This window comes from Clostridium sp. BL-8, from assembly GCF_002006495.1.
In the GTDB taxonomy this organism is placed as follows: domain Bacteria; phylum Bacillota; class Clostridia; order Clostridiales; family Clostridiaceae; genus Clostridium.
Genome location: NZ_LZZL01000042.1, coordinates 1 through 16,290, shown reverse-complemented (window position 1 = coordinate 16,290; position 16,290 = coordinate 1). Strand labels below are relative to the sequence as shown.

Below are 16,290 nucleotides of genomic sequence, written 5' to 3'. Positions count from 1 at the left end.
ATAACTAAGCTATGCTAAAATAGCTGCAGCGCGTGATATTTAAAGTGAAAGGAGAAAAATTATGAAAAGTATTAAACTTAGAAAATATACAATATTGGCAAGTATTATCTTAGCAGCATCAATGCTTCTTGCAGGATGTGGTGAAAGCACTAGTAATACAAATGATCCGAAGAATGTTAAAACTGTCGCTGTTAGTACGACTTCTATTGAAAATTACACAGAGTATGGAAGCACATTAAAAGCGAATAGTGAGGTAACAGTTGCTCCAAAAATATCTGGCAAAATCGCAACTATGAATGTTGAAGTAGGGCAACAAGTTAAAAAAGGTGATGTATTATTTACGTTAGATTCAGCTGAATTACAGGCACAATATAAGCAGGCACAGGGGGCTTTGAGTTCGGCACAAGCTAATTTAACCCTCACAAGTGATTCGGAGTTTAAGCAGAAATTAATTCAGGCTAAGTCAGATCAAAGCTTAGCACAAAATGCATATAATGATGCTAAAAGTGCATTTGATAAGGTAAAAACACTATATGAGGCAGGAGCTTCTACCAAGCAGGATTTAGACGATGCACAATCTAAACTTAATTCAGCTGAGACACAGCTTAACTCGGCTAATGATAACTTAAATCTTTTAAATAATAAAGTTGGAAGTCAGACGGCAGCTGTAGCTGAGTCTCAGGTGGAACAGGCACAGGGTGCAGTAGATTTAGCTCAGGCGCAATTAGACAATACTGTAGTTAAAGCACCAATTGATGGAGTTGTTTCTGAAAGAGATGCTAATGCAGGAGAAATAGTATCAAGTTCGAAAAGTGTAATTACTATAGCAGATAATAGCAGTCTTATTGGTGAAATAAACATAAGTGATAAGGATTTATCTAGTATAGCAATAGGAGAATCCGTGGAAGTAAAAGTTAATTCTCTTGAAGATAAGAATTTTGAAGGAGTTATAGATAATATAAGCCCAACAGCTGATTCTAAAACTCAATTATATAATGTAAAAGTGAAGCTGGCGAATGATGATTCTTCTTTAAAATCAGGAATGGTAGTGAAAATATTGCTTCCAAATGATAAAAAAGATAATATACTTGCACTTCCAAGTAATGCAATAGTTGTGAGTAATGGAGTTCAATATGTATATGAAGTAGCTCGCGATAAAGTGAAAAAAATACCAGTAAGTGTTGGAATTTCTGATGGAAAGTATACCGAAATAATTAGCGGCGTAGAACTTGGGGATAATGTTATTATAGAAGGACAGAGTTTTTTAAATGATGGCGACAAGGTCAATATAAGTAATTCCTAAAATTTATAGTAATAATACAATAAAAAAGTAAATATAGGACGTCAGAATTTCTAATAATAACATTAAATAACTAATGGGATAGAATTAAGTGGTAATGTTATAATAGAGGAACAAAGTTATACATGAAGAACCATTGATTTGATATTCTGATTTATAATACTTTATTATAAAATCAAAATAGACTTTAGAGTATGAACTATGAAATTAATTATAAAATATATAGGAATTTAATTTAGTCTATAAGGGTGGTGTTAAGATGAGTTATAATATTTACTTAGTAGAAGATGAAGAAAATTTAAATCAGATATTAAAATCTTATCTTGAAAAAGATGGCTTTAATGTAACTTCTTTTTTTAATGGTGAAACAGCAAGAACAGCTATTGAAGTTAATCCACATTTATGGATATTGGACATTATGCTGCCAGATATAGATGGATATCAGCTTATAAAGGAAATTAAAGAAAATAATAAGCAAACACCTGTTATTTTTATATCTGCACGTGATGCTGATTTAGATAAAGTGATTGGTCTGGAGCTTGGCAGTGATGATTACATTGCTAAACCATTTCTACCTAGAGAGCTGGTTATACGTACAAAAAAACTTATTGAAAGGGTATATGGTCAAGAAGTAGAAAGAGATGCTCATATAGTATCCAAGATTTACGGTTACACTATAGATGAAAATAAACGTATAGTAAAGAGAGAAGAAGAAACGATTGCTTTAACTTCAAAAGAATTTGATATTCTTATGTTATTTGTTAAAAATCAGCTTATTGCATTTTCAAGAGAACAAATATTACATAATATTTGGGGAGATGAGTATTTTGGAAGTGATAGAGTTGTAGACGATCTTATAAGAAGGCTTAGAAAAAGAATGCCAAACCTTAGAATAGAGACAGTTTATGGTTATGGATACAGGATGGTTAGAGAATGAGCAAAGTTTCAAAGTTTTTAAGTAATAAATCAATTGCTTTTCAAATATGGATTGTTTTCTCAGCTATGATGCTTTTTATTATAGGAATTCTAGTAACTATAAGTTTATTAACCTTTAAAAATTTTCTTTATGATAAAGCCTATGAACTCATAGAGAATTCACAAAAAAATGTAATTACAAATATGGTGGATGGCGAAAACTATACCCAGTTTTCGGGTACAATTTCAGAGAATAACAATGGGGAAAGGATATTAAAGAGTATTATTTATCCAATTGCTGATACAGAAAACATAGAGCATATTCTTTCTGATGAAAAATCTTCTAAGGAATTATGGAATAAAGTATTAAATCAATATCAAAATCAAACTTCAGATAGTCAAAGATATACGTATGTTAAAAATAATGATAATGTATTTTACGTAATAAGAAAATACAGTTTTGATGATAAAAGTGGTTTTGTCTTTTCATATACAAGAGATCTTCAGGCTGAAAAACTATATAGGCAGATTGCTAGAAAGATCATTTTGATGACTATCATTGCAAGCTTTTTTAGTTTAATAATAGTTAGAAAACTTGCTAGTTATTTATCAAAACCTATAAAGTCATTAAAAGAAAACGTGGAGAAGATAGGTCAAAAGGAATGGAATACTCCAATAAGTGTAGATAGAAAAGATGAGATAGGTGAATTATCTGAGGCAATTGAATCCATGAGGCAGCAGCTTGTAAAAAATGATGAAGCTCAGCAATGGATGCTTCAAAATATATCCCATGAATTAAAAACTCCTGTGATGGTTATAAGAAGTTATGCTCAATCTGTTGGAGATGGAATATTTCCTAAAGGCGACCTGAGTAGTACAATGTTTGTAATTGATAGTGAAGCAGAAAGACTGGAGAAGAGAATAAAAGATCTACTTTATTTAACTAAGCTTGACTATTTGTTGCAGCACAAAAGAATAGAAGAACTTGTTAATATGAAAGAATTAATTGAGGAAACCGTCGATAGATTTAGGTTCAGAAGAGAAGAGCTTAATTGGGAGCTAGAACTAGAAAATATAATAATATTAGGAGACTATGAACAGTGGAAAGTCGTAGTTGAAAATATTTTAGAGAATTCAATTAGATATAGTAGAAGTAAGGTTAGAATTAGTGTAAAGGCAAGTGGTGATTCAATATTACTTGAAATATATAATGATGGAGAATCCATTGAAGAATCAGCGTTAAATGAGTTATTTAAGCCATTCAAAAAAGGTAAAAAAGGTAAATTTGGATTGGGGCTAGCAATAGCTAAACGAATTATAGAATCTTATGACGGGCATATATGGGTGACCAATGAAAATGTTGGAGTATCTTTTAAGATAGAATTAAAAAAATAGCAGATATCGCAGATTGTGCTTTGTCTTCCACTTAAGACCTCTTTAAAATCTGAATTAGATTTTAGGAGGTTATTTTAATTAACATATAAAATTATACTCACAATAAAAAGGGCATGCATGTAAAAAGTAAGATTAACAATATTTACATAAAAAATATTAATATAGTTTTTCTAAAACTATATATAATACTTAATTATGTGTATAATATTAAATAATATAGAGGCTAAGGCCGTTAAGAACGGAGAGATGAAATGGATTTATTAATGATTGTATTGTTACTTATGGGGTGCTTGTTAATTTCTAATATTATTAGTCATTACATTCCATCAATCCCTGCCGCTTTAACCCAGATTATATTGGGAATAATTTTAGCATTTGCTTTTAAGCATAATTCTTTTGAATTAGAAGAGGAATGGTTTTTTCTTTTATTTGTGGCACCTATTTTATATAATGATGGAAAATATTTTCCTAGAGATGAATTATGGAAAATGAAGAGGTCAATATTCGGCAATTCTTTAATATTAGTTTTATTAACAACTATAGGAGGAGGATATTTTATTCATTGGATGATACCTGGTATACCTCTTGCAGCAGCTTTTGCATTAGCAGCCATTTTATCACCAACTGATCCGGTAGCAGTAAATGGAATTGCAAAGCGTATTCATATACCTGAGAGTGTATTAAATCTTGTTAAAGGAGAATCTTTAATAAATGATGCATCTGGAATAGTTGCATTTAATTATGCAATAGCTGCTGTAGTGACTAATCATTTTTCACTTGGAGGAGCAATTTTAAATTTTTCATATATGTTTTTAGCAGGAGCAATTTTAGGTTTAGTTTTTGCTTTAATTTCAACTTTAATAAGATTTACTTTACGTAAAGAGGGAATAAATGATGTTATCTTTTATTCTTTGTTTCAAATATTAACACCATTTGGTATTTATATTATTACAGAAGAACTTTTACATGCATCAGGAGTCATTGCAGTAGTTGTTGCAGGTATTGTCCATTCTTTGATAAAGGAGAGAATAGAAACTAGGATGGCTGAGGAACAGGTAGTAACAGAAAATATATGGTCCATTGTTCTATTTGTTTTAAATGGAGTTGTATTTTTATTATTGGGATTAAATATTCCATTATCTATGAGTGAGACAATCTCAGATCCTAATATAGGAAACTTGAAGGCTGTTGCATATGTTATTGCCATAGGAGTTGTTATCTTAATAATTCGTTTTGTTTGGTCGTATTTATCCTCATATTATGAATATAGATTAAATAAGAGTAAAGATGTTGAAGGCCCGAGTGTGAAAATGGCTTTGTTAACTAGTTTAACTGGAGTTAGAGGTACAGTTACAATGGCAGGTGTTTTATCAATTCCATTTTTCTTAGACAATGGAGAGGCATTTCCAGAACGAGCCCTTATATTATTTTTAACCGCTGGGGTAATATTATTTACGCTGATATCTGCAACAGTATTTTTACCGTTTTTAAGTAAAGGAGAAGAGGAAGAAAAGGAGCAGCTTATTAATGATAATTTAAATAAAGCAAAAAATAAACTTATAGTATCTGCTATTAATATTATAAAATCCGAAATAAATAATGAAAATGCAGCTGCAGCATATGAATTAATCAATGAGTATAAGTGGATATCTAGAAACAATCAATCGTTGACAATTGAAGCAGGTAATAATCGAGAAAAAATAACAGAGTTAAGATTAATAGGATTGAAAGCAGAGAGAAAATATATATATGAACTTATGAATAAAGATGAAATAAATGAAACTGTATTCAAATTTTTTGAAAGATTTTTTGATCATAGAGAAGAAAGTTTTTTGTGTAATAGACGTCAGGATACCATGTATCTTGTAGGAAAATTAATTAGATGGTTTAAACATTTTTATCGTATTAATCGTAAGGCAAAAAATATTGAAATGGATAAGCTGAAATTAATAAAGGATATACAAATAAAGGCAGTCCAATCAGCCATTGGGGTTTTAAAGGAATATTCGAAAAATCATGATGAATCAGATATTATTCAATTAGTGATTTTTGATTACAAGAGTATGATTAATAGGCTAAAAGGAGCAACAGCTAAGTATAATGAAAATAGCATGGAACAAAAAGAAGAATTGAGAATAAAAGCTATGGACACAGAACGCTCTCAGATTCGATATATGTATGAGTCAGGAGAAATTAATAGAGAGGAATCAAATGAATTAAGAAGGTATTTAAACTATATTGAAAGTGCTGTTTTATATAAGCATGTTGAATAAAAAGTAAATCCTTTAGAAAAATAATATTTGATATACATATAAGCTATTCTAGAATTAGTATATTTTAATAGATTAAATCTATAAAATAAACGTATTACAGTTATACTTTTTCTTTCTAAGCTAATACTATTATTGAAGTATTATCAAAAAAATAACACGCTAATTTCATAAAAAAGTATTAATGTACTAACTAACTAAAGGAGGCTTACATATGACAAATAAATTTAAAGAAAAATTTGCTGCTATGCCTATAGAAAAACATGAGGCAGCAGCTTGGGCAAATGAAGAAAATACACAGCCAGTTTCTAATGTAAATATTCCTAGCGAAATACAAGTTGGAAATGCAAAAGAATATGTTGATACAAACCAAAAGTAAATGAAAAATCCCCAAATTAATGGGGATTTTTTATTTTAAATTAATAATTCATATCAGACATACGTTTATATGTATCATATTTTTCTTTTGCATTCTTCTCTGATTCATCAAATAATTTATCTGCAACTTCAGGAAAGACATTCATTAAGGATGCAAAACGTATTTCGCCATTTAAGAAGTCTTTATATGGAGCTGTAGGTTCTTTTGATTCAAGTAAGAATGGATTTTTACCTTCATCTTTTAGTTGTGGATTATATCTATAAAGATGCCAGTATCCAGATTCAACAGCTTTCTTTTCTTCCTTTATGCTGTTTCCCATACCAACTTTTATTCCATGGCTTATACATGGAGCATAAGCTATTATAAGAGATGGTCCAGGATATTTTTCAGCTTCAGCTATTACTTTAATTGCGTGATTCATATTTGCGCCTATTGCTATTTGAGCAACATATACGTAACCATAACTCATAGCCATAAGTCCTAAATCTTTCTTTCTGGTCTTCTTACCTGCTGGTGTAAACTTAGCAACTTGAGCGGTCTGAGTTGATTTTGAAGCCTGACCTCCAGTGTTTGAGTAAATTTCTGTATCCATTACGAATATATTTACATCATCGCCCATAGCAAGAACTTGATCGACGCCTCCATAACCAATATCGTATGACCAACCGTCACCACCGATTATCCAATGAGATTTTTTAATTAAATAATCTTTTCTTTCTAATATTTCTTTTGCTATTGTATTGTTAGAATACTTAAAATCAGTTAACACTTCTAAAACTTTAGCAGAAGCTGTTTTGGATTCAGATCCATTATTTAAGTTATCAAGCCATAACTTAAATGCATTTTTAGCATTATCATCAAAATCTGAGGATTCTAATGCTTCATTTATTAAATCAGCAAGCTTTTCCCTAATTTGCTTAACTCCTAAGAAGATACCATATCCAAATTCAGCATTATCTTCGAATAATGAATTTGCCCAAGCAGGACCTCTTCCTTCAGCATTAGTAGTGTAAGCTATGGATGGAGCACTTGCACCCCAGATAGACGAACATCCAGTTGCATTTGATATGATCATTCTTTCTCCAAAAAGCTGAGTTAAAAGCCTTATGTATGGAGTTTCTCCACAACCTGGGCATGCACCATTAAATTCCAAAAGAGGCCTTATTAATTGGCTGCCCTTTAGTGTATTTCTGTCGATTAAATCTTCCTTAGGAGTAAGAGTCATAGCATATTCCCAATTTTCCGCCTGCTCTAATATTTGCTCTTCTGCTGGTTTCATTATAAGAGCTTTGCCAGGAGCAGGACATACATCAGCGCAGTTGCCACAGCCTGTGCAGTCTAATGGAGCTACTTGAATTCTATATCCATAATTTTCTAAACCTTTTCCAGCTGCCTGCTTTGTAATAAAATCTTCAGGAGAATTTTTCTTTTCATTGTCATCAATTAAGAATTGGCGAATGGTTGCATGAGGGCAGATATATGCACATTGACCGCACTGTATACATTTATCAGTCTGCCATTCAGGTACATTAACTGCTATACCACGTTTTTCATAAGCAGTAGTACCGAGAGGGAAGGTACCATCTTCCATTCCTTTAAAAGCGCTTGTTGGAAGTTCATCACCTTCAAGCCTTGCCATAGGACGTTGAATATTTTTAACAAAGTCTGGTTCATCCTTTATTGATTTATTTTCATCTTTAGCACCACTCCAAGAATCACGAATGGTAACTTGATGAAGGGAATTTATGCCTCTGTCCACAGCATCATGATTCATTTTAACTATTTTATCACCTTTTTTACCATAAAGATTAGAGATAGAATCTTTTAAATATTTAACTGCGTCTTCCACAGGTATAACATTCGCAAGCTTAAAGAAAGCAGACTGCATTATCATATTTATTCTGTTTCCTAGACCTATTTCACCTGCAATAGCAATTGCATCAATTGTATAGAATTTTATATTATTTTCTGCTAAATATCTTTTATATAGCGCTGGCAATTTATCTTCAAGTTCATCCTCATTCCATGGACAGTTAAGGACAAAGATGCCGTTCTTCTTTAACCCTTTTAATATATCAAAGTTGTATATAAAAGATTTATTATGACAGGCAACATAGTCGGCATTATAAACTAAATAAGGAGATTTTATAGGCTTTTTCCCGAATCTTAAGTGGGATACAGTAGTACCTCCAGATTTTTTACTATCATAAGAAAAATAAGCCTGGGCATACATATCAGTGTTATCTCCTATTATTTTAATAGCACTCTTATTTGCTCCAACTGTACCATCAGAACCTAAACCCCAGAATTTACAGCTTATAGTTCCTTCTGGTGTAGTGTCTATTATATCTCCTTCAGGCAAAGAAGTATTAGTTATGTCATCTACTATTCCTACAGTGAAGTGGTCTTTTGGTTTATCAGCTTTTAAATTATTAAAGATAGAAATAATCTGAGATGGTCTTGTGTCTTTAGAGGCTAAACCATATCTTCCGCCAACTATAAGCGGTTTATTTTCTTGATTATAGAAAAGTTTAGTTACATCTAAATATAGCGGCTCGGCAGGGGCACCAGGTTCTTTGGTCCTATCTAATACTGCGATTTTCTTCACAGGCTTAGGAAGAACATTGAAAAAGTATTTCTCGCAAAATGGTCTGTATAAATGAACCTTTATCATACCTACTTTCTCTCCCTTTTCTACTAGGTAATCTATAGTTTCACTTATGGTATCACAGGCAGAACCTATGGCTACTATGATGTTTTCAGCTTGCGGATCTCCATGGTAATCAAAGGGATGATATTCCCTTCCAGTAATATTTTTAATTTCTTTCATATAATCTTCAACTATATCAGGAACAGCATTAAAGAATGGGTTTTGGGCTTCTCTTTCCTGAAAATATATATCAGGATTTTGTGCTGTACCTCTGACTACAGGATGTTCGGGATTTAGAGCTCTATCTCTAAAAGCTTTTAAAGCATTTCTATCTACAAGATCTGTTATTTTATCAAAATCAGGAACTTCAATTTTTTGATATTCATGAGATGTTCTAAAACCATCAAAGAAATGTAAAAATGGTACTCGGCCTTTTATAGCACTTAAGTGAGCAATGCAGGCTAAATCCATTACCTCCTGAACATTTGAAGATGCAAGCATAGCAAAGCCTGTTTGTCTGCAGGCCATAACATCTTGATGATCGCCAAATATTGATAAGGCATGGGTTGCTAGTGCACGTGCACTTACATGAAATACTCCAGGTAAAAGCTCTCCTGCTATCTTATACATATTAGGTATCATGAGCAGCAAACCTTGGGAAGCGGTATATGTAGTAGTTAAGGCGCCACCTTGAAGTGAGCCATGTACTGCCCCAGCAGCACCAGCTTCGGATTGCATCTCAGCTACCTTAACTGATTGATTAAACATATTTTTCTTTCCATGGGCAGACCATTCATCTACTCCTTCGGCCATAGGAGTGGAAGGAGTTATAGGATATATCGCAGCAACTTCTGTAAAATTATAAGAAGCATATGCTGCAGCTTGGTTTCCATCCATTGTTTTAGTAACCTTTTGCATTATAATTAATCCTCCTTGTATCATATATTGTACATAAATTATCTGAATTTTTTTATCTCATTTATTATTTGAAAACTGAGTAAAAGTATACTTAATTAAGATAATATTTAAAAAAGTAATGTTTAGCTAAAAATAATTTTAGAGGTGCTTAATTTTAACTTCTATTTATTAAATTTGCGAAAGGTAAGTTTGTGTTGCACAAAAAGTTTACTATAGATATAATTATAAAATCTGATTAAATAGATATGATCAAGAAATTAAAACAAAGGAAGTGATTTAAATAATGGAGTCGCGAAAAAGGAATATAGTAATAGCATTAATGGTAGCAATGTTTTTAGGAGCAGTTGAGGGAACTGTTGTTACAACAGCAATCCCAACTATAGTAAAAGATTTGCAGGGATTTGAAATTATTAGTTCAGTTTTTTCAGTATATTTATTAACCTCTGCAATTTCAACACCTATATATGGCAAGTTAGCGGACTTATATGGAAGAAAAAATATACTTTCAATAGGAATAATAATATTTTTAGTAGGAAGTTTCATGTGCGGCTTATCGCAGAATATGTACATGTTAATCATATTCCGTGCAATTCAGGGAATAGGTGCGGGTTCAATATTTACAGTTACATATACAATTGTTGGAGATGTTTTTGAACTGGAAGAAAGGCCTAAAATTCAAGGACTTATAGGTACAGTATGGGGAATTGCAAGTCTTATAGGACCATTTTTTGGAGGAGTTTTAATTGACGTGCTGTCTTGGCATTGGATATTTTTTATAAATATTCCTTTTGGAATATTATCAGTTATACTTATTCAAAGAAATTTACAAGAAGACTTAAAAAAGACAAAACACAAAATAGATTATCCAGGAATTATTACTTTATCAATAGCTATGATTATATTTTTAAATATTTTTGTATCAACAGATGACATAAGTTCTAATAATATTATGTTTGTTGGAATATCAGTGCTTCTGACAATTATCTTTTTAATAGCATTCTATAAAATAGAGAGAAAAGCAAAAGAGCCAATAATTCCATTTGATATATTCACAAAGACAAGTACAATGGTAAATCTAGTAAGCTTTTTAGCTTCTGCTGTATTAATTGGGTCAAATGTTTATTTACCAATATATATACAAAACATATTAGGTTTTAGTGCTAAAATATCAGGCCTAGCTTTAGCACCAATGTCAGTTGCCTGGCTCCTAGCTTCAGTGTTTTTAGGAAAATGTATAGTAAAGATTGGAGCAAAGTCTGTAATAATCATATCGAATGTTATTTTGATTATTGGTACAGCACTATTGCCAACGTTAAATATAAATTCTCAATTAATATTAGTATTATTATATGTTGCTATAATGGGTTTTGGATTTGGAGGCGCATTTACAACATTGACTATAATTGTTCAAGAATCAGTAGATTACAGTAAAAGAGGTGCTGCAACGGCTACTAACTCATTGCTTAGAACATTAGGACAAACAATAGGAGTAAGTGTATTTGGAAGTATATTTAACTTATATATAGTTAAATATTTTACTCAGATTGGCATAAAAGGTGTAGAGCCAAGCAATTTATATAATTCCTCTGCATCTACACTTACTGTAACAAGTGAACAGATAAAGCTTTCTTTAAATAGTTCTCTGCATATTCTTTTTATAATACTTGTAGTAATAGGCATATTATCGCTGATATTATCAATAATAATGCCTAAAATAGTAAAAGGGCAGAAATAGTAGAAATCCACAACAAATACTAAGTGCTAGTATTTGTTGTGGATTTTTTTCTGATTATTTATTTCTTAAAGCAATCCTTAAATTTACTTTTATCTAAGTTTGAGTATGCAAATACACTTATAATTGCTAAAATAAAAATAACAACCCCAGCAACTATCCTTATTATTGATGTTTTAGATGCACTAGTTGTGTATTTATTTTCAGTACTGTTTTCTTTTGAATCTTCATTTTGACTTGATCTAGAATTAATTTCTGTCTTTATAATTGGAAAAGTATTATTAATATTTGAGAAGTTACTTGTTTTAGTGGTAATAATAAGACTTGAATCAATTTTATTTTCATTTGTTTGGGTTAAGTCTTGAATTATATTAGTCTCTTTTATCCAGTTATTATTAGTTTCTGCAAAAGTTGTTATGCTAGTAGCTATTAATAAAGAAGAAGTTAATAAAATAGCTGATATTATTTTTTTAGAACTTATAATTATAATATTCATATCTATCTCCTTATATGGATTATTATTTCAGATTATATATTAAATAATAGACATGAAAGGTTAATAGTGTTTAATGATTGAGTTAATTAAACGTAAAATGTGTAAAGTCCTTAGTTAAATTTTTGTTTCATATAATATTTATAAATTTTGAACTTCTAAAAAATAGACTCCGCTGGGATAATTAATTTATGGTCTGATTTAGTTATAATTATAGAAGATATATTTGTGAAAACCTATACAAATATATTGACTAAGTAATAGAAGAAATATAGAATAACATTATTAAATGACATTTAAAAAGAAATTTAAAATGTTCTGCAATCGAATACAATAGGTGAGGAGCTTGTGGTAATGAAATATTTTAATAAAACTGTAGGCATTATTTTAGTTGTAATTTTTCTAGTGAGCAATTTATATTTTGTATACTTATTAAATAATAATAAGACAAGCAAGGAACCAATAAAGCCTAAGATAGTATTAATATCACATATAAAGACGAATCCTTATTGGCTAAGTATAAAGGCCGGTGCAGAAAAAGCGGCTAAGGAGAGGGGAGCAGTTGTTGAATTTTTAGGACCTACGACTGCAAGCACAGAGGAAGGATTAAAGTTATTTGAGATGGCCGAGTCAGCTAAGGTTAGCGGAATTATAACTTATGTTCAGGAGGAAGGAAAATATACAAAGGATATAAATAGAGCTATGGAAAAAGGTATACCAGTGGTTACAATAGATTCAGATGAAGAAAATAGCAATAGGTTAGCATATGTAGGAACGAACAACATTTTAGCGGGACAAGTTGCCGGAGCAGAAGCAGTAAGGCAGATAGGAAGAGATGGAAATATAGCTATAGTGATGGGAGGAAAGGATGTTAAAAATCAAAAGGAAAGAGTGGAGGGATTTAAAGAATATATAACTTCTAATTCTAATTTAAAAATCGTGGATGTGGATTCTTCAGATGCAATGCTTTTGGAAGCTGAAATAATAACTAGGAAAATATTAAATAGAAATAATAAAATTGATGCATTATTCTGTACTTCAGCCCTTGATGGAATAGGAGCTGCAAAGGCAGTAAACGATTTAAATGATAAAGGTAAGGTGAAAATAATATGTTTTGATGATCTGGATGAAACTCTAAAGAATATACAAAATGGATTGGTAGCATCAACAGTAGTACAAAAGAGCAATGAGATGGGGTATAGAGCAGTCAATATCATAATGGATAGAATTGAAGGAAAAACTAATAATTATTCAGAATCATTAACTGATGTACAGTTAGTTAATAAAACTAATATAGGTACTTATAAGCAGGGAGATGATAATTTTGAAAATTAAAACCTTAAATAACAAGTTCATTATGTTTGTCATATGCTTAATTATTCCAATAGGAATCTGTAACATCATATCTTTGGCAATGAGTAAAAATATTGAGGATGAATATGTAAGCATGCTCAATAATATGCTTGTGACTAATGAAATTAAGGAAAATATAAATGATTCTTTAGATAATTTCAATCAATATATATTAAATGGTACGGAAAGTAGTAAGAAAAGTTATGAAAATGAAATATTCCAGGCAAAACAAAAAATAAAGACTTTAAAAATTAATTCTGATGATACCAGTCAGTATATCTTAAGGGATTTAAATAATACCTTGGATTCTTACGCAGAAGATTCACAAAAGACAATTTATGCCTATGAAAATAAGGAAGGATATATTTTTTATTATGATGATTTTATAGCAGCTAAAAACATTGCGTCATATTCTGAAGAATATGCATCGAAATTAATGCAGAATTATTTGGAAACTAATAGCATAGCTTATAAAGAATTAAATAGAAAAAGTAGTTTAATATATGGATTTTTAAGTGTTTATGTAATATTAATTTTAACTATGTGCGTAATATATGCCCTAATCTTTATAAAAAATATATCAAAAGGCTTAAAGGGGATTGTAGAGACATCCAATAAAGTATCTAAAGGTCAATTTGAATACTATGATGGAAATAAAACTGACATATATGAATTGGATGTGCTTACAGATACTTTTAATACTATGGTAAAAGATATAAAAAATCTTATAAAATCAATTAACGAAAAGCTAACTTTGGAAAAAAAATTAAAAGAAGAAGAGATGAAAAATCTTCAATATGAAAATGCTCTAAAAGAATTTGATTTAAAGGTACTGCAATCTCAAATTAATCCACATTTCTTATTTAATACCTTAAATTGTATTAATGCTACAGCAATGATGGAAAATGCAGTAACAACAAGTAAGCTTATAAAATCAGTGTCTAATATTTTAAGATATTCATTAAGGAGCATGAATGCAAATTCATCATTGGAGGAAGAAATAAATATTGTAAAAGATTATATCTACATTCAAGAGTGTAGATTTGATGACAGAATTAAATTTAAATTAAATGTTAATATGGATATAAAAAAAGTGATGGTTCCTGGAATGACAATACAACCATTAGTTGAAAATGCCTTTATTCACGGAATTGAAGCTAAAGAAGAAGGTGGGTATATAGATATAAATATAAATGATGAAAATGGAAATTGTAATATTATAATTGAAGACAATGGCATTGGAATTAAGAAGGAAATATTAGAGAAGATTAATAATTACAATTATGATTTAAAACATATCGGACATACAACTGGCCTTGGAATAAATATAGTTGAAAAGAGACTTAGATATTTATATAACAAAGGAAATATGTTTAAAATAGAAAGTGAAGAAGGTAAAGGGACAAGGGTTTATTTAAAAATACCTATAATGGGGGATGAAAGTAATGATGAAATTATTACTTGCTGATGATGAGAAGTATGATAGAGAAACATTGAAATATATAATAAAAGATAAGTTTTCAGAAGAACTCGAAATATATGAAGCTAAAAATGGAAGAGAAGCAATTGAAATATCGGAAAGTGTTAAGCCGGATATAATAATAATAGATATAAAAATGCCAGGAATAGATGGAATACAGGCATTAAAGGAAATAAGTGCCAGCCTGCCAAATCTTTATAGCATAATTTTAACGGCCTATGATTATTTTGATTTTGCATTGGAAGCTGTGAAGATAAATGTTAAAGAATATTTGTTAAAGCCATTTGCCAAGGAAGAAATAGTTGAAAAAGTTTCTCTTGGAGTTAAGTGGGTTAAAAAGGAACAAGATAAAAGGAAAAGTGAAATTGAGGATAAGGAGAAGATATATACTTTATTGCCTGTTCTTGAAAATCAGCTAAGCGATTTAATAATAAATGATAAAATTAAAGGTGTAGATTATAGCATGTATTTGCAGTGTTTAAATATGAATTTCAAAAACAGTTATGCAATGGTCATATCGCTAAAAAATAAATATGAATATGGTGATATTAACAGTGCTGAAAAAGACAAAATAAAGATGAAGATAGGAGAATATATTAAAGAGTATGTTAATAGACGATATAAATGCATAGGAAATTATGTGTTCTATGAAGAATTGACATATTTTATACAAATTGATAATGAGGATAGTAAGGATTTTAAGAATCTAGAAGTCAATCTTGCTTTTAATTTAAGAAGAGAAATAAAAAAGAGATTCAACGTTTCAATAAGAGCAGGACTGGGGAAAATAGTTAATTCAGTAGAAGAAATGATAGAATCTTATAGACAAGCTATGAAATCTTTGGTTTACAATTCAGATAGTGTAAATATAATTCACATAGATGATATAGATGATAAATTGGTCAGTGACATGCTTAATGAGATAAAAACAAATCGAAGTAAGAATATTAATAATAAGGTGAAAACGAAACTATTTGAAAATGTAAAAAATTTTATTAAAGAAAATATTGAGACAGAACTAGAACTTGAAAGGGTTGCTAATAATTTTGGCTTAAGCGTGTATTATTTTAGCAGAACCTTCAAGGAGGTAACGGGAATTAATTTTTCGGAATATGTGAATAAATGCAGAATAGATATAGCTAAAGAATTACTTTCGAGTGGAGAGCTGAGTATAAAAGAAGTCTGCTACAAAGTAGGATATAATGATCCCAATTATTTCAGTAAAGTATTTAAAAAGTATGAAGGAATAAGTCCAGTTAATTTTAAAGCATAGATATCCAATTTTGAACTTATGTTGTGATTAACCGAAATTACATACATATTTATTCCATAGGACTTATGAAATTTTCACTGGAAAGTTCTAAGTGAAAGGTTGCACCCATTTCTGCATGTTCCTCAAACAAGT

General features: G+C 30.3%; 11 protein-coding genes. 9 read left to right on the top strand and 2 right to left on the bottom strand.

What is annotated here, in order from left to right; translation table 11 throughout:
- Nucleotides 1–61: 61 nt before the first annotated feature.
- The 5 genes from CLOBL_RS15080 (at nucleotide 62) to CLOBL_RS15060 (ending at nucleotide 6,259) form a co-directional block, all read left to right on the top strand.
- Nucleotides 62–1,303 (top strand): efflux RND transporter periplasmic adaptor subunit, encoded by a 1,242-nt coding sequence (locus CLOBL_RS15080; RefSeq protein WP_077859796.1) that lies wholly within the window; start codon nucleotides 62–64, stop codon nucleotides 1,301–1,303.
- A gap of 256 nt (nucleotides 1,304–1,559) precedes the next feature.
- Nucleotides 1,560–2,237, top strand: a complete 678-nt coding sequence (locus CLOBL_RS15075; protein ID WP_077859795.1) for a response regulator transcription factor — start codon at nucleotides 1,560–1,562, stop codon at nucleotides 2,235–2,237.
- On the top strand, nucleotides 2,234–3,610 hold the full coding sequence (locus CLOBL_RS15070) for a HAMP domain-containing sensor histidine kinase (protein ID WP_077859794.1): 1,377 nt from the start codon (nucleotides 2,234–2,236) through the stop codon (nucleotides 3,608–3,610). Before CLOBL_RS15075 ends, CLOBL_RS15070 begins: the two co-directional genes overlap by 4 nt.
- A gap of 251 nt (nucleotides 3,611–3,861) precedes the next feature.
- Nucleotides 3,862–5,883, top strand: coding sequence for a Na+/H+ antiporter (locus CLOBL_RS15065; RefSeq protein ID WP_077859793.1), 2,022 nt, complete (start codon nucleotides 3,862–3,864; stop codon nucleotides 5,881–5,883).
- A gap of 211 nt (nucleotides 5,884–6,094) precedes the next feature.
- The gene (locus tag CLOBL_RS15060; protein ID WP_077859792.1) at nucleotides 6,095–6,259 is read left to right on the top strand and encodes a DUF3787 domain-containing protein; all 165 of its coding nucleotides are present in this window, start codon (nucleotides 6,095–6,097) and stop codon (nucleotides 6,257–6,259) included.
- 40 nt (nucleotides 6,260–6,299) lie between these two features.
- Here CLOBL_RS15060 and nifJ read toward each other — a convergent pair whose 3' ends face one another.
- Nucleotides 6,300–9,827 (bottom strand): pyruvate:ferredoxin (flavodoxin) oxidoreductase, encoded by a 3,528-nt coding sequence (gene nifJ / locus CLOBL_RS15055; RefSeq protein ID WP_077859791.1) that lies wholly within the window; start codon nucleotides 9,825–9,827, stop codon nucleotides 6,300–6,302.
- A 283-nt stretch (nucleotides 9,828–10,110) separates the two neighbouring features.
- On the opposite strand from nifJ, the gene CLOBL_RS15050 reads away from it, so the two are divergent.
- Nucleotides 10,111–11,562: an MDR family MFS transporter gene (locus CLOBL_RS15050; RefSeq protein ID WP_077859790.1), complete on the top strand. Its 1,452-nt coding sequence runs from the start codon at nucleotides 10,111–10,113 to the stop codon at nucleotides 11,560–11,562.
- A gap of 58 nt (nucleotides 11,563–11,620) precedes the next feature.
- Here CLOBL_RS15050 and CLOBL_RS15045 read toward each other — a convergent pair whose 3' ends face one another.
- Nucleotides 11,621–12,055: a hypothetical protein gene (locus CLOBL_RS15045; RefSeq protein WP_077859789.1), complete on the bottom strand. Its 435-nt coding sequence runs from the start codon at nucleotides 12,053–12,055 to the stop codon at nucleotides 11,621–11,623.
- Between the two features lie 351 nt (nucleotides 12,056–12,406).
- Between CLOBL_RS15045 and CLOBL_RS15040 the strand changes: the two genes are divergently transcribed.
- The 3 genes from CLOBL_RS15040 to CLOBL_RS15030 are packed head-to-tail and all read left to right on the top strand — an operon-like array spanning nucleotide 12,407 to nucleotide 16,158.
- A complete protein-coding gene (locus tag CLOBL_RS15040; RefSeq protein WP_009172262.1) occupies nucleotides 12,407–13,387 on the top strand; it encodes a substrate-binding domain-containing protein in 981 nt (326 codons plus the stop codon).
- Nucleotides 13,368–14,873 (top strand): sensor histidine kinase, encoded by a 1,506-nt coding sequence (locus tag CLOBL_RS15035; RefSeq protein WP_242835799.1) that lies wholly within the window; start codon nucleotides 13,368–13,370, stop codon nucleotides 14,871–14,873. Before CLOBL_RS15040 ends, CLOBL_RS15035 begins: the two co-directional genes overlap by 20 nt.
- Nucleotides 14,851–16,158 (top strand): response regulator, encoded by a 1,308-nt coding sequence (locus tag CLOBL_RS15030; protein ID WP_077859788.1) that lies wholly within the window; start codon nucleotides 14,851–14,853, stop codon nucleotides 16,156–16,158. The genes CLOBL_RS15035 and CLOBL_RS15030 overlap by 23 nt, the downstream gene beginning before the upstream one ends.
- The last annotated feature ends 132 nt before the right edge of the window (nucleotides 16,159–16,290 follow it).